Origin of the sequence: Collimonas sp. OK242 (assembly GCF_900107095.1) — a bacterium.
Lineage (GTDB): Bacteria > Pseudomonadota > Gammaproteobacteria > Burkholderiales > Burkholderiaceae_D > Collimonas.
Map to the genome: position 1 here is coordinate 63,491 of NZ_FNOR01000016.1, position 23,467 is coordinate 86,957.

The 23,467-nt window shown below is 55.6% G+C and carries 21 protein-coding genes; 13 read left to right on the top strand and 8 right to left on the bottom strand.

Annotated elements, in window-relative coordinates; genetic code table 11:
• Positions 1–6 precede the first annotated feature (6 nt).
• The 8 genes from BLV81_RS17745 (at position 7) to BLV81_RS17780 (ending at position 6,904) form a co-directional block, all read left to right on the top strand.
• Entirely contained in the window at positions 7–183 is a 177-nt protein-coding gene (locus tag BLV81_RS17745) for a Flp family type IVb pilin (protein ID WP_092358819.1), read from the top strand.
• A gap of 63 nt (positions 184–246) precedes the next feature.
• Positions 247–1,515: a pilus assembly protein TadG-related protein gene (locus tag BLV81_RS17750; protein WP_092358700.1), complete on the top strand. Its 1,269-nt coding sequence runs from the start codon at positions 247–249 to the stop codon at positions 1,513–1,515.
• Between the two features lie 10 nt (positions 1,516–1,525).
• Positions 1,526–1,966, top strand: coding sequence for a TadE/TadG family type IV pilus assembly protein (locus BLV81_RS17755; protein WP_092358702.1), 441 nt, complete (start codon positions 1,526–1,528; stop codon positions 1,964–1,966).
• Positions 1,963–2,391, top strand: coding sequence for a TadE/TadG family type IV pilus assembly protein (locus BLV81_RS17760; RefSeq protein WP_092358704.1), 429 nt, complete (start codon positions 1,963–1,965; stop codon positions 2,389–2,391). Before BLV81_RS17755 ends, BLV81_RS17760 begins: the two co-directional genes overlap by 4 nt.
• Before the next feature lie 17 nt (positions 2,392–2,408).
• Complete coding sequence (locus BLV81_RS17765) at positions 2,409–3,560, top strand: AAA family ATPase (RefSeq protein ID WP_092358706.1); 1,152 nt, start codon at positions 2,409–2,411, stop codon at positions 3,558–3,560.
• A gap of 64 nt (positions 3,561–3,624) precedes the next feature.
• A complete protein-coding gene (locus BLV81_RS17770) occupies positions 3,625–4,977 on the top strand; it encodes a CpaF family protein (RefSeq protein WP_092358708.1) in 1,353 nt (450 codons plus the stop codon).
• Positions 4,978–4,990: 13 nt separating this feature from the next.
• On the top strand, positions 4,991–5,983 hold the full coding sequence (locus BLV81_RS17775) for a type II secretion system F family protein (RefSeq protein WP_092358710.1): 993 nt from the start codon (positions 4,991–4,993) through the stop codon (positions 5,981–5,983).
• 12 nt (positions 5,984–5,995) lie between these two features.
• Entirely contained in the window at positions 5,996–6,904 is a 909-nt protein-coding gene (locus BLV81_RS17780; RefSeq protein WP_092358712.1) for a type II secretion system F family protein, read from the top strand.
• Positions 6,905–7,264: 360 nt separating this feature from the next.
• Here the strand turns inward: BLV81_RS17780 and BLV81_RS17785 are convergent, their stop codons facing one another.
• The 3 genes from BLV81_RS17785 to BLV81_RS17800 all read right to left on the bottom strand — a co-directional run bounded on the left by BLV81_RS17785 (position 7,265) and on the right by BLV81_RS17800 (position 11,154).
• Positions 7,265–7,951: a response regulator gene (locus tag BLV81_RS17785; RefSeq protein WP_255365324.1), complete on the bottom strand. Its 687-nt coding sequence runs from the start codon at positions 7,949–7,951 to the stop codon at positions 7,265–7,267.
• 12 nt (positions 7,952–7,963) lie between these two features.
• Positions 7,964–9,670 (bottom strand): sensor histidine kinase, encoded by a 1,707-nt coding sequence (locus tag BLV81_RS17790; protein WP_255365325.1) that lies wholly within the window; start codon positions 9,668–9,670, stop codon positions 7,964–7,966.
• Positions 9,671–10,329: 659 nt separating this feature from the next.
• Complete coding sequence (locus BLV81_RS17800; protein ID WP_092358716.1) at positions 10,330–11,154, bottom strand: class I SAM-dependent methyltransferase; 825 nt, start codon at positions 11,152–11,154, stop codon at positions 10,330–10,332.
• Positions 11,155–11,707: 553 nt separating this feature from the next.
• Here BLV81_RS17800 and BLV81_RS17805 point away from each other — a divergent pair.
• The 3 genes from BLV81_RS17805 to BLV81_RS17815 all read left to right on the top strand — a co-directional run bounded on the left by BLV81_RS17805 (position 11,708) and on the right by BLV81_RS17815 (position 14,527).
• The gene (locus tag BLV81_RS17805; RefSeq protein WP_092358718.1) at positions 11,708–12,382 is read left to right on the top strand and encodes a phosphoribosyltransferase; all 675 of its coding nucleotides are present in this window, start codon (positions 11,708–11,710) and stop codon (positions 12,380–12,382) included.
• Positions 12,383–12,496: 114 nt separating this feature from the next.
• Positions 12,497–13,159, top strand: coding sequence for a dienelactone hydrolase family protein (locus BLV81_RS17810; RefSeq protein WP_255365326.1), 663 nt, complete (start codon positions 12,497–12,499; stop codon positions 13,157–13,159).
• 27 nt (positions 13,160–13,186) lie between these two features.
• Entirely contained in the window at positions 13,187–14,527 is a 1,341-nt protein-coding gene (locus BLV81_RS17815; protein WP_092358720.1) for an erythromycin esterase family protein, read from the top strand.
• 7 nt (positions 14,528–14,534) lie between these two features.
• Here BLV81_RS17815 and BLV81_RS17820 read toward each other — a convergent pair whose 3' ends face one another.
• The 3 genes from BLV81_RS17820 to BLV81_RS23710 are packed head-to-tail and all read right to left on the bottom strand — an operon-like array spanning position 14,535 to position 17,963.
• Positions 14,535–17,324 (bottom strand): AMP-binding protein, encoded by a 2,790-nt coding sequence (locus tag BLV81_RS17820; RefSeq protein WP_255365327.1) that lies wholly within the window; start codon positions 17,322–17,324, stop codon positions 14,535–14,537.
• Positions 17,325–17,352: 28 nt separating this feature from the next.
• Complete coding sequence (locus tag BLV81_RS17825) at positions 17,353–17,769, bottom strand: NUDIX domain-containing protein (protein WP_092358724.1); 417 nt, start codon at positions 17,767–17,769, stop codon at positions 17,353–17,355.
• Positions 17,766–17,963, bottom strand: a complete 198-nt coding sequence (locus BLV81_RS23710; protein WP_143036370.1) for a hypothetical protein — start codon at positions 17,961–17,963, stop codon at positions 17,766–17,768. Before BLV81_RS23710 ends, BLV81_RS17825 begins: the two co-directional genes overlap by 4 nt.
• A gap of 325 nt (positions 17,964–18,288) precedes the next feature.
• Between BLV81_RS23710 and BLV81_RS17830 the strand changes: the two genes are divergently transcribed.
• On the top strand, positions 18,289–19,374 hold the full coding sequence (locus tag BLV81_RS17830) for a VOC family protein (RefSeq protein WP_092358726.1): 1,086 nt from the start codon (positions 18,289–18,291) through the stop codon (positions 19,372–19,374).
• Between the two features lie 453 nt (positions 19,375–19,827).
• Here BLV81_RS17830 and dnaK read toward each other — a convergent pair whose 3' ends face one another.
• The gene (gene dnaK, locus BLV81_RS17835; RefSeq protein ID WP_092358827.1) at positions 19,828–21,750 is read right to left on the bottom strand and encodes a molecular chaperone DnaK; all 1,923 of its coding nucleotides are present in this window, start codon (positions 21,748–21,750) and stop codon (positions 19,828–19,830) included.
• Positions 21,751–22,135: 385 nt separating this feature from the next.
• Between dnaK and BLV81_RS17845 the strand changes: the two genes are divergently transcribed.
• A complete protein-coding gene (locus BLV81_RS17845) occupies positions 22,136–22,486 on the top strand; it encodes a DUF5335 family protein (RefSeq protein ID WP_092358730.1) in 351 nt (116 codons plus the stop codon).
• Positions 22,487–22,817: 331 nt separating this feature from the next.
• Here the strand turns inward: BLV81_RS17845 and BLV81_RS17855 are convergent, their stop codons facing one another.
• The gene (locus BLV81_RS17855; RefSeq protein ID WP_092358732.1) at positions 22,818–23,384 is read right to left on the bottom strand and encodes a nitroreductase family protein; all 567 of its coding nucleotides are present in this window, start codon (positions 23,382–23,384) and stop codon (positions 22,818–22,820) included.
• Positions 23,385–23,467 lie beyond the last annotated feature (83 nt).

The window sequence follows — 23,467 nt, forward strand, 5'->3', positions numbered from 1 at the left end:
ATTGTCATGCTTCATCAATTCTTGAGAGAGGAAGACGGCGCTCAGGTTATCGAGTATGCGTTGATCATCGCTGTCGTGTCGATCGCGCTGGTTCTCGCATTGCAGGGACTTACCACCGGTGGCTACTTCGCAAATTTCATTACTCGCGTAGCAAATTGTCTGACAACAGCGACATGCACCTGATTTTATTCACTGACTTGGTATTAGGAAAATTCTTGTTGTAACCATTCTAAAAAAGGCATCATCGTGAACCTTGTTGTCCGCCATCGCCAGGACGGGGCTGTGATAGTCACCGTATCGCTCGTCCTGCTATTCTTGCTGGGATTCATGGCAATTGCCTTGGATTTTGGCCACCTGTTCGTCGTCAAGACAGAGCTGCAAACGGCGATGGACAGCTGTGCCCTGGCGGCCGCGCAGGAGCTTGATGGCGAAAGCACGGCTTTGACGCGCGCCACCAATGCCGGCATTACCGCCGGCAACCTGAATAACGTCAATTTCCAGTCCGTCACATGGAGCAGTCAAGGCAAGGTGACTGCGGCGGATATCACTTTCAAGGACTCGGCCTATGCCGCCACTACCGTTGCGGCGAACGCCAGGTATGCGCAGTGCCAGCATACGCAGTCAGGCGTGCATATGTGGTTGCTGCAGTCCATGGGCGCTTTTGCCGCCGACACGGCAGCATTCCCGAATACGCAAAATGTATTGGCGCTCGCGGTGGCGACCCGTGCCAGCGCCCAAACCGCTTGCCCAATCCCGGTTGGACTGAAGCCCAAGGCGGGCGGAACCGCACCGAATTACGGATTCCAGATCGGCGAATGGGTCAACATGGTCGGCAATGGCATGCAGTCTAATGGAGAAATGGGTTGGTACAACCTGGACGGCAGCACGAGCGCCAGCGAGACCAGAAATGAACTTGGAGAACCGGGATATTGCGGCACCAAGCTAGGCGACAAATTAGGAACGCCAGGCGCCCAGACTACCGTGGATACCCCATGGAATTACCGCTTCGGTATTTACAAGAACAGTGATCCCGGTCCCAGCGTCAATCATCCCGATTTTTCAGGTTATGCGTATACCTCGAAAAACTGGACCAACGCGGTTCCACAAAACGCCTGGTCGGGAACGCCGGCAGCGGGCTCAGCTCCGAGCGCAGCTAACTTCGTCACGAAACGCGCGGCCTTTGCGTCTTATGACGATACAGGAACCAGCCTGAGCGCGGGAGATGGCATTACAGGTTTGAAATTGAACAGTTTCAAGACATTGGCTACGCCGGGCACCGGAGGCCAGCACAATATGTATGGCTTTAGCAGAAGATTGGTGACTGCGCCTGTCGTCGATGCCTCGAATAAGGTGATTGATTACGCATGCTTGTTCATGTTGCAGCCGTTAAGCGGGCCTACAGTCACCGTGCAATTGGAGTTCCGAGGCAATGCCGGCGCCACGAGCAGCCCATGTACAACGAATGGGTTGGCAGGCGGTGCGGCCGGCCCGCTAGTCCCGGCTTTAGTCCGCTAAGAGGATAGCTATGAAAACCAGACAGAAAGGCACGGCGATCGTCGAATTTGCCCTGGTACTGCCGCTGCTGTTGCTGCTAACTTTCATTACAACGGAATTTGGCCGGGCAATGTACCAGTACAACATCATTACCAAGTCGGTGCGGGATGCGGTGCGTTACCTGTCCGTGCAGACGCCGGGAACCAATACCGCCGCAGCGAAAAATTTGGTGGTTTACGGAAATACCGCCGGAACCGGAACGCCTTTGGCGCTTGGCCTTACCTTGGCAAACGTGGCGACGCCGACCTGGCAAACGGCGGGCTCCGATCCTTTGATCAACACTGTGACAGTAACAGTGACGGGTTACAAATTCACCCCTTTGTACGGAAACGTGTTTGGCGTTGCGTTCGCTGACGCGACAGGCAAGATTACTTATAGCAATATCAGCGCAACCATGCGGAGCGCGCTATGAAAAATCAATCCGGAGCCACCGTCGTCGAGTTCGCGCTGGTGCTGATTATCTTCCTGACTTTTCTGCTGGGAATAACCGATTTCAGCCGCATGCTGTTTACCTGGGCGGCGGCGGCTGAGGCTACACGCGCTGGGGCGCGCTATGCGGTTGTATGCGACGACACCGGCCAGAAGGCGAAAGTTCTGGCGAAAATGCAGGCGCTTCTGCCGCAGGTCGCTGACATCAATCTGGCGTGGGCTCCCGCTGGCTGTACCGCCGCTACCTGTGCAGGGGTGACGGTGACGATCACCAGTCTCAATTACCAATGGATATCGCCCATCGCAGGCAGCGCAAAACTTGCCGCCATGGCGATGCCTGTTTTCTCCACCTATTTGCCGCGGGAAGTCATGCGACAAGATCCGAACAGTGCGGCAATTTGTTCCTAACGCTCAGGGAAATAAAAATGAAAATCGCGGTGATTTCTCCCAATATCAATAACCTGCAAGAGATGGGCAGGATCCTGGGTATGCACTCGCACTCGGCTACGCTGGTGGAAGGCGGTAAAAGCCGGATGCGCAGCGTCGCCGAACTGGAGCAGCCTGACCTGATGCTCGTCGAGGGCATGTGCTGCGATCCGACCGAACTGGCCCAGGTCGAATATGTCACTACCCACCACCCGAGCATTGCGGTGATCCTGCTCTGCGCCACGCACACGCCGGAATTCCTGATCAACTCGATGCGTGCCGGCGTGCGGGAAGTGCTGCCTTCGCCGGTGACCGCCAGTGCGCTGGAAGCCGCTGTCAGCCGCATCGCGGCCAAGCGTATCGGCGGCCACGCCAGGGCTCTCGGCCGGATACTGGCGTTCATGCCATGCAAAGGCGGCAGCGGCGCTACTTTCCTGGCGACCAATCTCGGCTACCAGCTGGCGGAAGCCAAGTCTGTCTTGCTGATAGACCTGAATCTGCAATTCGGCGAAGCGCTGTCGTTTGTACACGATGGCACGCCCACCTCGACTCTGGCTGACGTCGCTCGTGACATCAGCCGGCTGGACGCCACGTTTCTGGCGGCCAGTACGGTCAAGGTGGCGCCGAACTACAGCATACTTGCGGCGCCGGAAGACCCGGCGCAAGCCATGGAGATGAAGCCTGAGCATATTGACGCCATCCTCAACCTGGCGGTAACCCAATACGACTTCATATTGCTCGATGTCGGCCGGACCCTGGACACGCTGACGATCAAGGCGCTGGACCGCGCCGACCGGATTTTCCCGGTATTGCAGGCAGGGCTGCCATACATTCGGAATGCCAAGAAACTGCTGACAATATTCAAATCGCTGGGCTATCCGATGAACAAGGTCGAACTGATAGTCAACCGCTACGAGAAGAGCGGCGAAGTCGGCATCGACAATGTACGGAATTCGTTAGGGGCTGTCACTTTGCACACTGTTCCCAATTCGTATAAAGAGGTCAATGCATCGATCAATCACGGTGACCCGATGATTGAAGCGGCGCGCTCGAATGCGGTGACCAAGAATCTCGCTGCGTTCGCACTATCGCTCAGCCCCAGGGAGGAAGAAAGCCGCAGTTTGTTAGGCCGGCTGTTCAGGCGAGCGTAAGCAAAGCTGTAAATTTTCAACCAGGCCCCAGCGTCAACCAGCAAGCCTAACCGGAGCATATAGCATGTCTTTTCGAGAAAAATTAAACGCCGTCAGGATAGAGCCGGTCGAACAACCTCAGGGTCAGGGACAGGTCGCAAGCGATGCGTACAAGATATTGAAGGGCAGGATGCATCTCAAGCTGCTGGATAAGTTCGATTTGACGGTGCTGGAAACCCTGGCTCCGGAAATGCTGCGGCAAGAAATCACTACGATGATTGAACGCTTGCTGCAGGAAGAGCAAGCGGTGATCAATGATCTCGAACGACGCTCGCTGATTCGCGACATCCAGCATGAAATGCTTGGATTCGGTCCGCTTGAATTGCTGATGGCCGATCCAACCGTATCCGACATTCTGGTCAACTCCTATGAACAGATCTATGTGGAGCGCAGGGGCAAGCTGGAACTTACCAACGTCACCTTTACCGATGAGAAGCACCTGCTGCGCATCATTGACAAGATCGTGTCGCTGGTGGGGCGGCGGATTGATGAGTCCAGCCCTATGGTAGACGCCAGGTTGCCTGACGGTTCCCGGGTCAATGCAGTCATTCCGCCAGTGGCGTTGGATGGCCCCATGATGTCGATACGCCGATTCGCGCATATTCCGCTCAAAATGGACAATCTGGTCAGCGAGCTCAAGAGCTTGACGCCGGAGATGGCGTTCATGCTGGAGGGTTTGAGCAAGGCGAAAGTCAACATGATCATCTCCGGCGGCACCGGCGCCGGCAAGACGACCTTGCTGAACATCCTGTCCGGCTACATTCCGGTCTCGGAGCGCATTGTCACTCTCGAAGATGCAGCCGAGCTGCAGATGCAGCAGCCGCATGTGGTGCGTATGGAAACGCGGCCAATGAATATTGAGGGCAAAGGCGAGATCACCCAGCGTGCTTTGGTGCGTAACGCGCTGCGGATGCGGCCCGACCGTATCATCATTGGCGAAGTACGCGGCGCCGAAGCAGCCGATATGCTGCAAGCGATGAATACCGGCCATGAAGGATCGCTCACTACCATCCATGCCAATACGCCGCGAGATGCGCTATCCAGGCTAGAAAACATGGTCGGCATGGCAAATCTCAATCTGCCGCACAAAGCCGCGCGACAGCAAATTGCATCAGCCATTACGGTAATTATCCAGGCTATCAGGCTGACCGACGGCAAGCGGAAAATAACCAGCATTCAAGAGATTACCGGCATGGAGGGCGACGTGATCACCATGCAAGAAATATTCGCTTTCAAGCAAACCGGTATTGGCGGCGGCGGCGAGGTCGAAGGCTATTTCCATGCGACAGGCGTGAGGCCGAAGTTTACGGAACGTCTGCGCTCGTTCGGTGTGGCATTGCCGGACGCCATGTTCGATCCCGCTAAACATTATCAATGAAAGGAGCGGCATCATGCTGCAATCAATCGGTGGCAACGCCTTCCTGATCATGACGGTACTTGTGTTCGTCGCCGTGGTCCTGCTGCTGGAAGGCGGCTATATGATGTGGAAATCATATAGGGGACCGCAAGCAAAAAAAATTGCGAAGCGGCTGCAAGCACTCTCGGCTTCTCTTGATAAAACCAAGCAATCGCAACTATTGAAACAACGTATGCTGAGCGAGATCCCGGTATTCGAGCGGATATTGCTGAACCTACCCAGAGCGCGCAGATTGGATAGGCTCATCCTCCAGGCGGGCCTGGACTGGACCGTATTCAAACTCCTGCTGTCATGCCTGGCATTGGGCGTAGCGGCTTGCCTGACGATGACTTTTCTGCTTCGTCAATCCATGCTGATGGGGGTGACGGCTGGCATTGCGCTGGCTGTTTTACCACTACTGTATGTGAGTCGTAAGCGGAGTCGCCGTTTGACCAAGATTGAACAACAGTTGCCTGATGCGCTTGATCTGATGACAAGGGCATTGCGTTCCGGGCATGCATTTTCGTCCGGCTTGCAAATGATCGGGGATGAAATGGCGGAGCCGATTGCCGGTGAATTTCGCATCGTCCACGATGAGGTCAATTTCGGCGTATCGATGCAGCAGGCCTTGACTAACCTGAGCGAACGCATACCGATTACCGATCTGCGCTACTTCGTGGTCGCGGTGCTGATTCAACGCGATTCAGGCGGCAACCTGACCGAAGTACTCGGCAATCTGAGCCGCTTGATTCGTGAACGCCTGAAGCTGTTTTCCAAGATAAGGGTGTTGTCATCCGAGGGACGCTTATCGGCCTGGATTTTAGGGATCATGCCATTCGCATTGGGCGCGATCATGAGTCTCTTGAATCCGGATTTCATGGCGCCCTTGTGGCACGATCCTATCGGCATCGCGATAATCAAATACATGCTCATATTGATGGTGATCGGCGTTCTTGTCCTAAGAAAAATAATCAGAATCCGGGTATAAGGGAGAACGAAAATGCTAATACTATCCGTACTTATTTTCTTCACCGTGACGTTGGCACTGACAGGATTGTTTTTCTGGCTGGCGCCAACCAAAACGGAACAGCGGCTGCAAGCAATGTCCAGTCCGGCTGAGAAACCGCAATGGACTGAAACCATGGTGAATCTGGTTGGTCCCTTTGCCCGGCTGTCTTCGCCAACCGGTAATTGGGAAGCATCGCCGCTACGCATCAAATTTCTCAATGCAGGAATCCGGCATGACGATGCGCGGCTGGTTTATTTTGGCATCAAGACAATACTGCCGCTTGCCTTTGCGGCGCTGGCATTCATGGCGCTGAAAACAATGCGCTATGACGGCCTGACGTTTTTGCTGTACCTGATGCTGGCAGCCATGATCGGCTGTTACCTGCCCAACTTTTTGCTCAACTGGAAGATCAGCATGCGCAGACGGGAAATTTTCGAAAGCTTTCCTGATGCGACTGATTTGATGCTGGTTTGCGTCGAAGCAGGTTTAGGATTGGATGCGGGCCTCACCAAAGTGGCTGATGAAATCAGGATGAAAAGTGTCGCCCTGGCAGAAGAGCTGCACCTGACTAATCTGGAAATGAGAGCGGGGGGTACGCGAGAGAAGTCCTTGCGTAATCTCGCGCTGCGTACAGGGGTTGAGGAAATAAGCGTATTTGCCACCATGCTGACTCAGGCAGATAAATTCGGAACAAGCATTGGCGAGTCCTTGCGGGTATTTTCCGATGACCTGCGGCACACGAGGCAAGTGCGTGCCGAAGAAATGGCGGCAAAGATCCCCACAAAAATGCTGTTTCCCTTGGTGGTTTTCATATTTCCGTCAATTATCATGGTCATCATGGGGCCGGCGGTTATTCAAATCATCAGAACCATACTGCCAATGCTCACCGGCGGACACTAAGAGTTTGAAACGATGCCAGAAGGAGCGGGCGCAATAGAAGGCAATTGGCCCGTGAGTCCGCCTTGCCGCTTGCATTGCGTGAGGAATGTGAATTTTCCAGTTACTGCTTGTTAAGCTTCACAAGATCGCTTGTGTTGATTTATTTCAGAACGGCTTCTCCCGCCGACAGCTCTGGCCAGCGTCGAGCCTATCGAAGAGGTCGCTGAGAAATTGGTTGGGTCGCGGACGCGAAGCTGCAACCAGACGATATGTTAAAGCGCGGCGCGTTAAAAAACGTGAGATCGGGACATGGAGATATAGCCACAAGGATCGGCCATGGGTGTCCTTCCGGCATTCGGCGCATCGTCCCTTACCTTGCAATCAAGGATCGGGATTCCCCAATTGATGCTTGATCGCATACACGTACAACTCAAGGCGATTGCTCACGTCCAGCTTGTGGTAGATCGAGGTCAAATGGTTGCACAGGGTGTGTTCGGAGATGAACAGCCGCTGCGCCAGCGTTTTATTCGAAGCGCCGCTGCCCTCGACAATCGTGTGAATGATTTTTTGTTCCTTGGCGGTCAGGGTTGCTTTCTTTTCCGCTTCAGAGTCAGGCTTGCGCGCGGCCGCTGGGGTCATGAGCTCACCGAATACCCTGCCGAGCGCCTCGCGGTCAAGCCAGAGTTCGCCGCGATGGGTTTTTTCTATTGCCTTCAGCACCTGTTCCGCCGATGCGTCCTTGTGCACTATCCCTCTGGCGCCGCTCAGAACCGCGACATCCAGCGTCGCTTGCCTGCGCTCGCCGGTCAGGATCAATACACGTGATATGCCATTCGCCAGCAGGGTCGGAAGGATGTCAAGGCCGTTTTTTCCATCCAGGTCGAGATCCAGCAAAACGACATCCGGAACCAGTTGTTCAATTTTGGCAAGCGCTTCTTCACAACCTCGTGCGGTCCCGACCACCTCCATCCGTGGTTTTTCACCGTCGATCAATTTACCCAATCCCCACAGCATGGTCTGATGATCGTCGATCAGCATTACGCGAATGGTTTGTTCTGCCGGCTTCATGTTTTCACCTATTCAAACTGGTATCTCGACATATACGGATGTGCCGCCGTCCGGCCCAGAGTTCACTTGCGTCCTTCCGCCCAGCGCGGCAGCCCGCTCGGTAATCGAGCGCGGTATGAAGTCGGCTGCCGGCGTGCCGGCGCCTTCATTCTCGATTTGAATCTTCAGCCATCCGTGTGCACAGCGGAGTTTGACGGATCCCCGTTGCGCGACGGTGTGCTTGCATATATTGCTCAATCCCTCGCGCACGACTTGCACCACTTCCGCAATCAGGCGATCGCTGACGTTGAGTTCGCCCTCCATGCTGACGTCGATATCGATTCCGTAGAATTCTCTGACTTGCGCTGCCTGCTGACGCAGGACCACGAGAAATATCGGTTCAATCTTTCCTGATGCGTTTTTAAATGTTCCGGCATAGCGGCGTAAATCGCCGATGACCTGTGCCGCCATTGCCATCAATTTGTCGATATCCTCGATCAGCGGATTGTCGGCAGCAGCTTTATTGCGCACGGCGCTGAGTCCCATTTTCAAGCCGATATACGGTTGGATCGCAGTATCGTGAATATCCAGCGCAATCTTTTTCCGTTCTTGCGTGACGGCCTCCGAGGCCATCCTGTCGAGAATTTCGATGTTCTCGATAACAGGAAATGCCTGTTCAGCGATATGACTCAAAAACAGGGCGTCCGCCTTGCTGAATCTGTTCTTCCGTGAGACGACATAAATACGGCCGTCGCCTTTTCGCAATGACAAGGGAACGCTGATGAAGGAATCTGTCTCCAGAAGCTCGGCCATGTTCTGGCTAGTTTCCTCATCGCGTTTGATCCATCTGCCGCTCGCACTGTCATACGTCAAAGAGCCGCCGAGTATGGGCGTGGCCGGCCCGAGCAGGCGGGTGTATGCAACGATATGGTCTTGGGGAAAGGCCATGAGCTGGGATGCCGCTTCTGCACTAACTTCTATGGCATTGATCGATTGCTCCGCATCGCCTTCTTTTATCGTCCGCAATGAATAGGTCGCGGAATCCTTGTCCCGCATCACCAGAATGCAGCTGCCGCCCTTGAAAAACGCCAAGGTTTTTTTCAGGACAGAGGTAATGGTGTGATCGACCCCGAAACGAGGATTTGACAGACGGCTGACATCGCGCAGCAAGGCAATGCGGCGCTTCAGTTCTATTTTTGACTCCCCCCAGCGCGCGCTCATGTAGCCGAACGTCAGCAAGAAGGTGGTGCGCAACAAGAGCCGGGGAAGATCTTGCCCGGTCTCGGTGATCAAGCCGCTGAGGATGAGCATTAGCGCTGAAGCGATGGTGATTCGCGCGCCTTCTTCGAAACCCCAGCGAAAAGATGCGGTGAGAATGGCGAAAAAGAAGAGCAGGTAGAAGAAACTGTTGATGCCGCCGGTAAATAAAACGATCAATGCATACCAGCAGATATCCAGCCAGTGGATCAGCTTGCTTTGCGAGAAGGGACGGTTAAGCAGTGAAAAAATGTAAATGGCGGTACTGTGAAGGATATATCCGGAAAAGACGAGCCAGGTGAAATGGCCAACGCCGCTCAAGCCGGAAGGATCGATAAAAATCGCCGTTAAACCGGAAATAGCCAGGACCAGCCGCATCCGGGCAACCATCAGCGCATCAGCGGCATCTGTGGTCAGGCTCGCCGCGATTTCGTTTTGCTCGTCCAGCCTGGATGCCGGCATAGTGTTTTCGCGCCAAGACATTGACGTGATCCTCTCCCTATGTTTCCTCGCGCGCTCCTGATTTATCGGATGTGCCAATAGGGGGCGCTTATATTTGGAAACCACCACACAAAAAATGTCTTCTGACAATGTTTTCAGGTTTGTATTTTTTTGTTAAACATTGTTGGTGTTGGTTTCTATAGTGCACATCTATTATGGGATTGTCAATGTAGCGATGGGTTATTCGCAAAGCGGTGTTGCGCCGAATTCAAAATTAAAAACAGGCGAGGGGGATAGTTCGGGCACTTAATCAGGATTGCTTGTCGACTAACGCTTATTTATGCGAAAACCGCATATATACAAGCAAGTTATGATTATTTTCATGAATCTGGTCGTATTCGTTTACCCGAAGCGCGCCAGCAAGCGGTTCGCTTGTGCGTATTTGGCGGAGAACGAAGCATGATGGTGGTCAAAGCGTGGGCCGTGGAACCGGAAAAAAATAGGGCCGGCTTTCCGGCCTGGAGCGATGCGCCGGGTTTGTCTGATATCCATCCAGGTGCTCTCACCAACAATCACCGACAATCACCGGTAATCAGGGAAGACAACTTGCGTTATCCGCTCTGGCGGCGGTGCCGACGCAAAATCACAGCGCGGCTCCATGACATCGAACGGACCTGCCAGACTATACGGGGAGCGTCCAACTACATCGAGTAAGCCATCGGGCCATTTCTTTTCATGACATAGACGGCATTGCCCTGAATTTCCGCATCATAGAAGCATTTTGAAATAAATGCCGGAATTTCATACATCCCGAGTTCTACCGACGCCTCCAGCAGGGAAATTTTTTGCTGGACCTGATACCCGGCAGACAGGAATACCGTTTCAGGTTCATCTACAGGCTTGAACAGCGCTCCCATGCCCATAACAATTTCATGCAGCCTGGCACCATATGTTTCAACCATCTGCCGATTTACAAGATCACAAATAAGTTGATGTTGCGGGAAAAGTCTACGGAGTAAATCAAGCAGGCTCTTAATTTCCGATTCGGCCAGATAGATGAAGATTCCTTCCAGAAGGAAAACGATCGGCCCCATATGGTCGATCCGAGTGAGGCTGTCTTCCAATGGATCGGCAAGAAAATCTATCGGGATGCGGCGTAGAGGATTGGAACATTCACTGATCGGCAATCGTTCGTTTTTGTATGTAATCACGTCGGGTTCATCCAGTTCAAACCACGCACCGCCAATCAAGCGGTAAGGGCGGCTATCGAAGCCCGATCCTATGATCACCACTCCCAAATCAGGAGTGAGGCGCAGCATCTTACGTAAAACGTCATCAATCGTGCGATGACGGACAATGATACTCACGCCGGAAAATGTCTCATCTTTGAATTTATCGCAAATACGTTGTGCGCAATCATCCATGAACCATTTTGCGTATCCGTCGCCGCACACCGGATTGGCGCACTCGGCATCGTTGGCTCTTACGCCGCAGCAATAGAAAGCCATATTCGAAATCGGTTTCATGGCATCTCTTTTAGACGATTTCAAAAAAAATCACGGATGCACCAGGGGTTTCCGTAACAGCTCGTTGCACAGGAGGAGGCAACTCTGCGGGATTCAACTTAGGGATATTACTCAAACGCGATGAGGCTCTTAGTCAGGATCAACGAATACCTGGCGTCGACGCGCCATTGCAACTGAACCACGGAAATCTCCTAACGCGATTGTTACTGATATCAGTAAAGAATATCCTTATTCTTGATGCAGATCAAAATGCGAAGCCTCTCCCATTTCTAACTTGAAAAAGCAGGAAGAAATATTGACGATCTCATTTCAAAGGAGAAAAACGTGCGCACAAATCCTGGAATTTTCCTGGTCGATATGAGCAAGGAGATAGGGGGGGAATCGCTTTCCTTATTTGATCTATCTCAAATTGTGACCATGCACAGTGAGTAGACTTAAGCAAACAGAGTGTCGCTGAACGCTGCTCAAATTGACAAAAGGCTGTATCAGCCGCTGTATGCCGGCGTCGTTGAGGAGGTCAGCTTCAGATTCGCCCATGAGATCGGGGTTGCCTATGTATGAGACGGAACGTTTTAAGAATCGCATGGACGCCGGAGCGCGACTGGCGCAGCGGCTTGGCGCCTATGCCGGGCGTCCGGATGTGCTTGTGCTGGCGCTGCCGCGTGGCGGTGTTCCAGTCGGTTTTGCGGTTGCCCAGGCGTTAGACGTCCAGCTCGACATCCTACTGGTACGCAAGCTGGGCGTCCCCGGAAACGCAGAGTTGGCGATGGGGGCCATCGCCAGTGGCGGCGTGTATGTATTGCAAGCTGATGTACTGAAGCAACTTGATATCCCGATGGAGATAGTCGAGGCAACGGCGCAGCGCAAACTCGAAGAATTGGCTCAGCGTGAAAAGCTGTATCGGGCTAGCCACCCCGCCGCGCAGTTGGAAGGCCGGGTTGTCATCATCGTTGACGACGGTCTGGCGACCGGATCGACCATGCTGGTCGCCATCAAAGCGGCGCGCGAGGCCAAAGCGGCGCGCATTATCGTTGCCGTTCCCGTTGCAGCGTCGGAAGGAATCCGGCAGATTGAATCGCAGGTCGATGAAGCCATTTGCCTGATGACTCCCGAACCTTTTTATGCGGTCGGTCTGTGGTATGACGACTTCGGTCAAACCAGTGATGACGAAGTGGTGGAACTACTTGATAAAGCTGCTAATTTGCGGGCGCAACACAAACCGGCTTGAACAATCAGCCGGTCACTTCCAGGCTGAACCGATCAAGAACGATGGCAGGCTGAAACTAGCCTTCATCGACCAGCAAGCAGGTGGCGGCCAAAGCGGAAACATGAGGAGATTTTGATGATGCAAGCAATGCAAAGAGGACTGATCGGCATCAAAGTTGACGGGGTCCGCCTGGAAGGCATGTTGGATATACCGCAAGATGCCGTCGGCACAGTTCTGTTCGCTCACGGCAGCGGCAGCAGTCGCTTTAGCCCTCGCAACAATTATGTGGCGGAACGGCTGCGGCAGGCCCATCTGGGCACATTGCTCGTCGATCTTCTCACTCCGCATGAAGATCAGATCACCTCGACGCGCTTCAATATCGCCTTGCTTACGCAGCGCCTGAGCGCCGCCTGCGATTGGCTGCGGCAGAATAAAAGCACTGCCGGCCACCCGCTAGGACTATTCGGCGCCAGCACGGGTGCGGCGGCAGCGTTGCAAGTGGCAGCCATGCATGGTGCCGGCATAGCGGCGGTTGTCTCCCGTGGCGGCCGCCCTGATCTGGCGGGCAGCCATGCACTGGATCAGGTCCGCGCACCAACGCTATTGATCGTCGGCGGCAATGACGTCGCCGTCATCGAACTGAATCGCAATGCTTACGCCACGCTGAACTGCGAAAAACGGTTGGAGATCATTCCAAATGCAACTCATCTGTTTGAGGAGCCGGGCGCCCTGGAAGCGGTTTCTGTGTTGGCGTCGGCGTGGTTCACACAGCATTTGATCCGGCCGGCCAGCGCTTGAGCAGCCACAAAAGAGAAGGAATCTGTCATGAAATCGGAATCCGTAAATAAAGCCATCGGATCATCTGCAACCGTTCTGACCGGCGCCGATACCGATTATGACTCTTTGCTGGCGCTAATCGGCGATGCGCGCTTCGTTTTGCTCGGTGAGGGAAGTCATGGCACACGGGAGTTCTACCGGGAACGCGCGCGCATTACGCAACGGCTCATCACCGAACGACATTTTACGGCTGTTGCGGTCGAAGCCGATTGGCCGGATGCCTACCGGGTCAATCGCTATGTCTGCAATCAGAGCGACGATTCGAATGCCGAACAGGCACTGGGGGGATTTAAACGCTTTCCGACCTGGATGTGGCGCAATGTGGAGGTGCTTGATTTTGTCGACTGGCTGCACGACTACAATGGCACCTTAATGCCGCAGCTCCCCAAAGTCGGCTTTTATGGCCTCGACCTTTACAGTCTGTTCACGTCAATCGACGAGGTGCTGCATTACCTTGACAAAGTTGACCCGGAAGCTGCACGCCGCGCCCGGACACGTTATGCCTGCTTCGACCACTTCCGGAAGGATAGTCAGCGCTATGGCCATGCCGTTGGCATCGGCATGTCAGCCTCTTGCGAGGAAGCTGTCGTGACGCAGTTGCGAGAGCTGCATGTACAGGCTGAAAAATATTTGCAGCACAACGGAGCGGATGCTACCGATGCATTTTTTTACGCGCGGCAGAATGCTCGTCTCGTCATGAACGCCGAGCAATATTACCGCACCATGTTTTCCGGACGTGTCTCATCCTGGAATCTGCGTGACCGGCACATGACGGAGACGCTCGATGCGCTCGCGCAACACCTTTCGCATGCATTGCCCGAACCGGCCAAGATCGTGGTCTGGGCGCACAACTCACACCTTGGCGATGCACGTGCCACGGAAGTCGGCCAGCTTGGCGAATGGAACGTAGGTCAACTGGCGCGCCAGTTATACGGGGAACGGGTTGTTCTGGTCGGCTTTACGACCTATCAGGGAACGGTGACCGCCGCTTCCGATTGGGATGCGCCAGCGCAACGCAAGCGCGTCCGGCCGGCGCTGGCAGGCAGTTACGAAGAACTGTTTCACCAGACCGGCATTGCGCGCTTCATGTTACCGTTGCGCGGAAACAATCAAGCGACGCAAGCGCTCTCGCAACCGCATCTGGAACGCGCCATCGGCGTGATCTATCTGCCGGAAACCGAGCGGCAGAGCCACTATTTTCATGCAAACATGCCCCAGCAATTCGATGCCATACTGCATTTTGATGAAACCCACGCAGTCAAGCCGCTGGAACTCGGCAGTCATTGGGAAACCGGGGAAGCGCCCGAGACATTTCCGGTTGGCGTCTAGCGCCGCGTCAATCCAGGCAATCGAACTCACCTGAAAGCGGCACCATCGCCTTGCGTGCCGCATTCGACAGGCGGACCGTCGCTGCCCAGTCATTGCCGGCGGGATGCATTATCTGGCCAACTTCGAATGCGATCGCGGCACGGCGAGGCAGCCAGGTTTCATCCCGCAATGCGATGCGCGTGCCGCGCAGGCCGGCGACAACAACTGATGCATCGGCCTTGGCCGCCGCTGCGAAAGCGCCTGAATGAAACGACTTGAGACCCGGCTCGCGACTGAATGTTCCCTCCGGAAATACCAGCAGATTGTCACCGCGCATTAATGCCGCTGTCATCAACTCCACATCTTCACTGCTGCGCTCGATATTGGAACGATCAATGAACACGACCCCCAGTCCGCATAGCAAGGTATGGATCAGTCGTTGATTGGCGAATTCGCGCTTGGATGCGAAAGCATAGCCGGGAACAGGAGGCAGCACGGCCGTCAATATGATGCTGTCAAGATAGCTCGCGTGGTTGATCAGCAGCACGTGAGGCTGCCGAGGCAGCCGATCAAGCCCGCTGACTGCCGGCGCGGTTGCCGTCAAACGTAACAGCAGGCGCGCTGCGAAGTGAGCGATACGCCGCCCCACTGACGGCCGTTGCAACAGCGCGATCAAGGAACCGCAAGATAGCGCAAGTGCGCCAAAGATTATCCAGGTATAGCAAGCGTAGGCCCATCTGCCGGCTTTTCTTGCCATGATCGTCAAACGTGCCCATGCCGTCGCGGCCGTGAAGCGGGCGGCGGTCAACCAAGGCAGGGGGGCGCGATTCAGCATCCTTCCGTTTTCATAAGCCTGCTTGCAGGCGAGGCGCCGGATCTTTCCGCTCGACGTCTTCAGCACCCAATGCGGCGCGACGAATACAACGTCGTCGGCAGGCTGCCCGATGATATTGATAGACGCTTGATTGACGCTGCGCCGCAATGCTGTCTGCATCGCCGCATCACGTTCCCTGGTCTCGGCTACGATCACCAGACGCTCGCTGCCGGTAGCCGGATCGCTGCTGGCAAAGGCAGCGACACATCCTTTGCGAATACCGGGAAGATTGCCGATCGCCTGTTCCAGATCGTATGGATACAAATTACGTCCGCCGCGTTTGATCAGATCCTTGATGCGTCCGGTAATAAAGACTTCGCCGTCTGCCATGTAGGCATAATCGCCTGAATCGAGCCATCCATCGCGAAACAGCTTCGCCGTCGCCTCCGGATTGCGATAGTAGCCTGAGGTCGCGGAAGGGCCGCGAAACTCCAGGCGGCCGACGCGACGCTGGGGCGACTCGTAACCGGCATCGTCCACAACTCTGATCTGATGCCCCGGCAGTGCCCGGCCGCACGAAGGCATGGCTAGTGCATCGGCATCCTTTGCCGGCACAGCCTTGCCTTCATGGTCAAACGATGCACGTGAAATGAAATCGATGCGCGGACCGCGTCCCAGAGGTGGAAAGGCCAGTCCGACCGACGACTCGGCCAAACCGTATACCGGCGTGATGGTCTGATAGCGCAGGCCACAGCGCGCAAAGCGCGTTGCGAACGACGTCAAGGTGACAGTGCTGACAGGTTCTGCGCCGTTTAGCGCCAGTCTCCATGCGGACAAATCCAGCGATGGCAGAATCGCGTCGGCGGTGTGGCGAACGCACAATTCGTAGGCAAAGTTCGGCGCTGCGGAAATGGTACCCCGGTGGCGTGACAGCATTTGCAGCCAAATCGACGGTTGCGCCAGAAAAGTAAGCGGCGACATCAAGATCAACGGAATGCCATGGTACAGAGAGCCTAACCAGGCACCGATCAGTCCCATGTCATGGTAGAGCGGCAACCAGGACACAAAGATATCATTCGCATCAACCTGCGAGGCTTGTCCCAGTGCGCATATGTTGGCAAGCAGATTTGCGTGCGTGAGCATGACGCCTTTGGGATCGCCTGTGCTGCCGGATGTATATTGGAGAAATGCGATGTCCTCCCGACGAGGGCGATAGCGGGGTGCTGCAGATGCGTTGCTTAGATCCTCCGGCGTGAGGATGGCGACCATACTCGGCACCTGTGCCTGCAGCATACGGGCAAACGGCTTGGCCTGGGCTATGGCAATGATGAAGGTCGCTTCAGCGTTGGACAAGATGTGTACATGGCGCTTCAAATGTTCTTCAAGCTGGGCCAGACGCGCAGGCGGGTAAATCGGCACCGGTATGCCGCCGGCGAACATGACGCCAAAGAAACATGCAAGGTAATCGTGGCCGGTAGGCAACATCAACGCGACCGGCTGTCTTGGCTGAAGTCCTTGCGACACGAGACCAGCCGCGACGGCGTGTGCAGCTTCAAGCAGATCGCGGTAGCGAATTGCATGTTCCTGATGCTGTTCGTCATGCAGCAGAATGTGCACCCGATCAGGCTGCTGCGCAACGTGCCACTCCAGCACCTCCAATAGAGTCTGCGCGTTTTCGGGAACGCCGATAGTCTGCGTCTTGTCCAATGTCGCTGAAAATTGCGGCGTCAGCGATTGCGCCTGCCCCAAAAAACGCAGAAGATCATTCGGCGTATCCGCTTCCGATAGTGAGGCGCTGGATAGTTCCACGTCGAAAGCACGCCCCACGCGCAACATCAGTTCGACGCGCGCCAGGCTGTCGAGCGCAAGGTCTTTTTCAAAAGATGTGTGCGACGTGATTGTATGTGGACGATCAGGATAGGTCTCATCCGCCATTTTCTGCACGACCGCCAATAAGCGATCAATCGCCGGCTCGTCCATAGATCGGGTTGTGGTTTCGGTCACAGCGGCTCTTTTTTTGCGAGACAAATCACTAACAACCGGACAGCACATGTGCCCAGTCCAGCACTGGCACCAAGCGCTCAGATAAAAGTACGCGCGCGTCACGGTAGGATAACCAACGGAATTCCTCATGTTCGGGGCGTCCCAGCTGCGGATTGATTTTTAGTTCCACGCTGTCCGTATGCGTTATCGCCAGATAATAACGAGCTACTTTGCCCGCCCCATATGGCGGTGTCTCGAAAAACGCCTGTCCCCATATGAAATCGAGGTCATCGAGCGCCGTTTCTTCGCGCACTTCGCGGCAGGCCGCTAATTGCGGTGTCTCGCCCGGCTCGACCATTCCTTTGGGGAAATCCCAATAGCTATACGCGCGTAGTAACAGATAGCGGCAGCGCGCATGTTCTCGATGCATGAGCACTACACCAGCGGAAAGAAATTTCTGTTTCATGGCAGCGCGGGCCGTGATCCTGAAAGCACGTCTTGGCTATCCAGACTGACATCCCGGTCACTGAAGTCGCGGCTGGGTTGACGCAATTGCAGCAGCGGATTCCTTAGATCCGATACCACCGCATCGAATGCAACAGGAACAGGAGGCGTCAATCTCAATGTGGTCTGGTCGACGGCTTCAAGCGGGGCGGTCATGGCGGGTTTCCTCCACAGTCAGTTTCGTGACGTAGAAAAGCATAGCGTTTTCGCTGCGGCCGGCGCTTGATCCATGTCAAACGCCAGGCGGATCGTCTTTCCCCTCAGGCCGCGCCGCCCAGCGGCGCCAGCGCAACCAATCTTTCGCCATGAAAGGGGTACAGCGAGCGTCAGCACCAACCGCCGGTATTGGGGCCTCCTCTACAGTCTCTGCCATCTTTGATGTAGATCAAGCTCTGACGGCAGTCGGAACTTCAGAATCGTTGTCATGGTGCTGATCGCGGCTTGGATTTATCCGCGCATCGCCACATGAGGCCAGGTTGCCATGACCATGCATCCATTTCTCACCCATTGCGATACAGCACTGACGATAGAACAGCGTGTTCGTATCGACAATCTTGACAGGAACAACCAGGTGGAGGTCACAATGCACTCACAACGCAACACAAAGCTGATCGACGTCATCGCATTGCATGAGGTCGGGCCGCGAAAGCGGCTGGCCAGGCGAGTCCGACATTGTTTCTGGCAAGGCTTGCTCGCAGTGCTGCTGGGCGTTGCCGGCGCGGCGCAGGTCATGGCGGCGCCGCTCCAGTTGCCGGCGCTGCTCACCCCCGCCAGCCAGGAGCATCATGTCGGCAAGGTGATCTTCGTGGAACTGTTGACGCCAGACCTGGCCGCCGCCAAGCGCTTCTACGGGGGATTGTTTGGCTGGACATTCCGCGATATTCAGACTGGCGGGATAGCATACGCCGAGGCATCTCTCGAAGATCATCCGGTCGCAGGGCTGATTCACAGGGATTTACCGGCGGGCGCGCAGCGGCAGCCAGCGTGGCTTACCTTCATCGCAGTGCGTGATGTCGACGCCGCACAAGCGGCTGCATTACAACATGGCGCGAAAGTGCTGTACCAGCCGCATAGCATCCCTGATCGTGGCCGCGAAGCAGTCTTCGCGGATCCGCAGGGGGCCGTTTTTGCAGTCCTCGCCTCGAGCAGCGGCGATCCGCCCGACGTCCTGGCCGCGCCCGGGGAATGGATCTGGAGTTCGCTCATGACGACCGAACCGGATACCGCTGCCGAGTTCTACCAGACGCTATTCGACTACGAAGTCTTTGACTTTCCAGCTGACAAGCCCGCTCGGCATCTGATGCTCGCCTCCGACAGTTATGCGCGCGCGAGCGCTAACAGATTGCCTGCGAGCAGGCCCGATGCCCATCCCCACTGGCTCAATTACGTCCGCGTCGACGATACGGTGAAGATGACTGAAAAAGTCGTGTCGCTCGGCGGCCGCGTGCTAGTTGAGCCGCGGGTCGATCGTCACGGCGGCAGGATTGCGGTTGTCGCCGATCCTCAGGGAGCTGTCTTCGGACTGCTTGAATGGCCGACCGCTGAAACTAAAAAGGTGACCAAGTGAATATCTTCCTCTTGCGCTGGCCGGCGGCTGCCTTCGTAGCCGGGCTCTTCACGGGCTGCGCCGTCACTGGTGACGGCTATCTATACGATGGCGGCACGAGTGTCGGAGTCGATTACTATGAGCCCTACGGTGTGTTCTACGATGGCTGGGGACCTGACTACTTCGTCGCGCCGTTTCGCGGCGGTGACCATCGTCCGGACCACGGTAGCCGCCGTCCAGACCGCGGTGACCACCGCCCAGACCATGACGAGGGCCGCTCTTCTCCACATTTTTACAGACCGGCGCCGGCATCCCGCCCGATGCCGTCTATTCCGTCGCGCTCTGGCGGCTTTCGATCGCATTAGCCGCTGGCACGACAGGCAATGATGCCTGCGCCACGATAAGAAGGGCCGCCATGCATGGCAAGCACTGACGGCCTAGTCCTCCGGGTGCGGTGTATCGGCTTTGCGGCAATTACTTGTCCTTGACTTCCTTGAATTCCGCATCCACCACTTCGTCTTCCGGCGGCTTGGCTGCGTCCGCCTCCGGCGCAGCATTCGACGCTTGCTGCGCCTGACTGTCGGGATACATTTTTTCGCCCAGCTTCTGGGCCGCGCTTGACAGCGCCGCGACCTGGGCGTCGATGCCGGACTTGTCATTGCCTTGGAGAGCAGTTTCCAGGGCGCTGATCGCAGCTTCGATCTTCTGTTTTTCACCGGCATCGAGCTTGTCGCCGTATTCGGCCAGCGCCTTGCGGGTCGAGTGCACTAGCGCGTCGCCATGGTTGCGGCTCTCCGCCAGTTCCCTCAGGCGCTTGTCTTCAACTGCGTTGGCTTCCGCATCGCGCACCATCTTCTGGATTTCTTGCTCGGTCAGGCCGGAATTGGCCTTGATGGTGATCTTGTTTTCCTTGCCGCTGGCCTTGTCTTTCGCGCTCACATGCAAGATGCCGTTGGCGTCGATATCGAAGGTCACGTCGATCTGCGGCAAGCCGCGCGGGGAGGGCGGGATACCTACCAGATTGAATTCGCCCAGCAGCTTGTTGCCGCTGACAATTTCGCGTTCGCCTTGGAACACTTTGATCGTCACCGCCGGCTGATTGTCGTCCGCGGTTGAGAAAACCTGGCTGAACTTGGTCGGGATGGTGGTGTTCTTCTGGATCATCTTGGTCATCACGCCGCCCAGCGTTTCGATACCGAGGGACAAGGGCGTCACGTCCATCAGCAGTACGTCCTTGCGCTCGCCCGACAATACCGCGCCCTGAATCGCGGCGCCGACGGCCACCGCCTCATCCGGATTGACATCCTTGCGCGCTTCCTTGCCAAAGAATTCCCTGACCTTTTCCTGCACTTTCGGCATCCGCGTCATGCCGCCAACCAGAATCACGTCGCCGATCTGGCTGATGTCCATAGCGGCATCCTTCAGGGCGATGCGGCAGGGTGCTATGGTTTTTTCTATCAGGTCTTCGACCAGCGATTCCAGTTTGGCGCGTGTCATCTTCAGGTTCAGATGAACCGGTGCGCCGTTCGCCATGGCGATGTAAGGCTCGTTGATTTCGGTTTGCTGAGTCGAGGACAGCTCGATCTTGGCGCGCTCCGCCGCGCTCTTGATGCGTTGCAGCGCAATGGCATCCTTGCCGAGGTCGATGCCATTGATCTTCTTGAACTCGCCGATGATATGGTCGATGATGCGCTGGTCGAAATCTTCGCCGCCGAGAAAGGTGTCGCCATTGGTCGACAATACTTCGAATTGCTTGTCGCCTTCCATGTCGGCAATTTCGATGATGGAAATATCGAAGGTGCCGCCGCCGAGGTCGTACACCGCGATCTTGCGCTCACCCTTGCCGCTCTTGTCGAGGCCGAAGGCCAGCGCCGCGGCGGTCGGCTCATTGATGATGCGCTTGACCTCGAGGCCGGCGACGCGGCCCGCGTCCTTGGTGGCCTGCCGCTGCGCATCGTTGAAGTACGCCGGCACCGTGATGACCGCTTCCGTTACCGGTTCGCCCAGATAATCCTCGGCGGTTTTTTTCATCTTGCGCAGCACCTCCGCCGAAATTTGCGGCGGCGCCATATTTTTGCCGCGCACTTCAATCCAGGCATCGCCGTTATCAACCTGGATGATTTTATAGGGCATCAGGCGCAGGTCTTTCTGCACCTCCTTTTCCTCAAATTTGCGACCGATCAGGCGCTTGACTGCATACAGCGTGTTGAATGGATTGGTCACAGCTTGGCGCTTGGCCGGTGCGCCGACCAGAATTTCGCCATCTTCCTGATACGCCACGATTGACGGCGTGGTGCGGGAACCTTCCGAATTTTCAATCACTTTTGGCTGGCCGCCTTCCATGATGGCGACGCAGGAATTGGTTGTGCCGAGGTCGATGCCGATGATCTTGCTCATGACTTCCTCCATTGAAGGTATTGGCGTTCCGTTTGTTAGCCGGTTCACGGGCTGAAATTTCGTGTGAGTACAAAAATAGCGCCGCGCAGGCCAGACGTCGCCCTTTACGTCTTTATGTTCAAGATAGCAGTTCGCATCCGGTCGATTTTGATTTATATCAAAAGCAGGAAATTAGCCGGGGTTACGATAACAAGGAACAGCTGCATTGCCACGCAGTCGAAGCAGTGAAGCGGCCGCATGTCAGTTGATCATGTAGACGTAGCGGCAATATTCGATCAAACCGCCGCTGTGCAACGGGTTAGGCTGTTTAACGGCGCTTCGAGCAGCGGGCGATCGTCGATGTTGTTGCCACTCTCACATTTTTTTACTTTTTGGAGCAGAAGTCATGACTACTCGCGACATAAAAAAAGAAGAATGGAAATCTTTTTTTGATGGTGTTTCAAAATTTGGAGATTTGGATAGCAAATGCGCGGATATCGAGGTGATCAGCTTGCATCTCGGTGATCAGATTGCAGCAGAATGGATCCCCATGCTCGGCATCGTCTACGAACCCAGGAGCAACATACTTGAGATCGGGCTGGAAGGCCTGAACCATCTGATTCATCGGCCCAAGACGATACACGTGGAGGAGAGGGGCAGCGAATTGCTCAGCATTCACGTCACCGACGAGGATGAGGTGCAGCACATCATTCGCTTGCGAAGCCCGCTTATGCTGGCGCCCCCTGCCAAGTCTTGATATTAGGGCGTGTTGACATATGATTTGGGAGATGCGTTCAAACCAGAACGTGCGCTGGCAAGCCATGCAACGCGGCCAGCGCACGTTCTGGTTTGAACCCTCCGGGAACGGCTGCAGGCGTCACATGCCGTTGTTGCTGGGGGCGGCCATCCGCATCCTTGCCGTAGCACCGCTACGTCGCGTCGCAGCGCCTAGGCCTGTAACGCCTGCCGCGCGTTCGCACTCCCAAATCATATGTCAACACGCCCTAAATAAACGCTGGAAAGGGAAACGCATGACTGGCGTAATCAGCACTTTCCAGGCCGTCATCTGATCATCCTCGCGCCCGAACTTAACCATTACCGATCCAGTGGATCACAGGCTCCTTGCGTGGGGTGGCAGGAGCCTTGTTGCCCGGATACCCGACGATGATGGGAGCAACCGTAAGCCATTCCGGAGGAAGATTCAACATGGCTTTCCCGGCCTCCGTGTTCAGGTAATGTTGTGCAAAGCCGATCCAGCACGAGCCCAACCCTATGCCATGGGCAGCAAGCATCAAATTTTGCGCAGCGAGCGCACAATCTTCGGCGGCCCAAGGTCCCTTGTCCACCGACGAAATCACAATCAGCGCCGGCGCATGGTAAAAAATCTGAAAATCAGGCGATTCCAGGTGCGCGCGGAAATGCTGCGCCCTTGGGTCATCTGACATCGTCTTTAGCATGTATGCCTTTGCCTGGACGGACAACTCATCGAGTTTGGCTTGATCGCGCACAATGGCAAATGTCCAGGGCTGCTCATTGACTGCGCTCGGAGCATGAATTGCCGCATCGATCAGCTGTCGAACGGTGCCGTCATCCACGTCTTGGGCGGTGTATTCGCGAATCGCGCGACGATTTTGGATTGCATCAAATAATTCCATGTCTTCCCCTCATTTGAAAATTCTCGCTACGGCTTGCGTTACGATGCAGACGCCGCGTGCAAAGGCCAATATGTGACGACAAT

Excerpts from the sequence above, each read along its gene's own strand:
- BLV81_RS17845 (WP_092358730.1), top strand. The coding sequence starts at position 22,136 with ATGACTACTCGCGACATAAAAAAAGAAGAATGGAAATCTTTTTTTGAT.
- BLV81_RS17800 (WP_092358716.1), bottom strand. The coding sequence starts at position 11,154 with ATGAAACCGATTTCGAATATGGCTTTCTATTGCTGCGGCGTAAGAGCC.
- BLV81_RS17745 (WP_092358819.1), top strand. The coding sequence starts at position 7 with ATGCTTCATCAATTCTTGAGAGAGGAAGACGGCGCTCAGGTTATCGAG.
- BLV81_RS17780 (WP_092358712.1), top strand. The coding sequence starts at position 5,996 with ATGCTAATACTATCCGTACTTATTTTCTTCACCGTGACGTTGGCACTG.
- BLV81_RS17765 (WP_092358706.1), top strand. The coding sequence starts at position 2,409 with ATGAAAATCGCGGTGATTTCTCCCAATATCAATAACCTGCAAGAGATG.
- BLV81_RS23710 (WP_143036370.1), bottom strand. The coding sequence starts at position 17,963 with ATGACCGCCCCGCTTGAAGCCGTCGACCAGACCACATTGAGATTGACG.
- BLV81_RS17760 (WP_092358704.1), top strand. The coding sequence starts at position 1,963 with ATGAAAAATCAATCCGGAGCCACCGTCGTCGAGTTCGCGCTGGTGCTG.
- BLV81_RS17830 (WP_092358726.1), top strand. The coding sequence starts at position 18,289 with ATGACCATGCATCCATTTCTCACCCATTGCGATACAGCACTGACGATA.
- BLV81_RS17810 (WP_255365326.1), top strand. The coding sequence starts at position 12,497 with ATGATGCAAGCAATGCAAAGAGGACTGATCGGCATCAAAGTTGACGGG.
- BLV81_RS17755 (WP_092358702.1), top strand. The coding sequence starts at position 1,526 with ATGAAAACCAGACAGAAAGGCACGGCGATCGTCGAATTTGCCCTGGTA.
- BLV81_RS17815 (WP_092358720.1), top strand. The coding sequence starts at position 13,187 with ATGAAATCGGAATCCGTAAATAAAGCCATCGGATCATCTGCAACCGTT.
- BLV81_RS17785 (WP_255365324.1), bottom strand. The coding sequence starts at position 7,951 with ATGAAGCCGGCAGAACAAACCATTCGCGTAATGCTGATCGACGATCAT.
- BLV81_RS17825 (WP_092358724.1), bottom strand. The coding sequence starts at position 17,769 with ATGAAACAGAAATTTCTTTCCGCTGGTGTAGTGCTCATGCATCGAGAA.
- BLV81_RS17805 (WP_092358718.1), top strand. The coding sequence starts at position 11,708 with ATGTATGAGACGGAACGTTTTAAGAATCGCATGGACGCCGGAGCGCGA.
- BLV81_RS17775 (WP_092358710.1), top strand. The coding sequence starts at position 4,991 with ATGCTGCAATCAATCGGTGGCAACGCCTTCCTGATCATGACGGTACTT.
- BLV81_RS17770 (WP_092358708.1), top strand. The coding sequence starts at position 3,625 with ATGTCTTTTCGAGAAAAATTAAACGCCGTCAGGATAGAGCCGGTCGAA.
- BLV81_RS17855 (WP_092358732.1), bottom strand. The coding sequence starts at position 23,384 with ATGGAATTATTTGATGCAATCCAAAATCGTCGCGCGATTCGCGAATAC.
- BLV81_RS17790 (WP_255365325.1), bottom strand. The coding sequence starts at position 9,670 with ATGTCTTGGCGCGAAAACACTATGCCGGCATCCAGGCTGGACGAGCAA.
- dnaK (WP_092358827.1), bottom strand. The coding sequence starts at position 21,750 with ATGAGCAAGATCATCGGCATCGACCTCGGCACAACCAATTCCTGCGTC.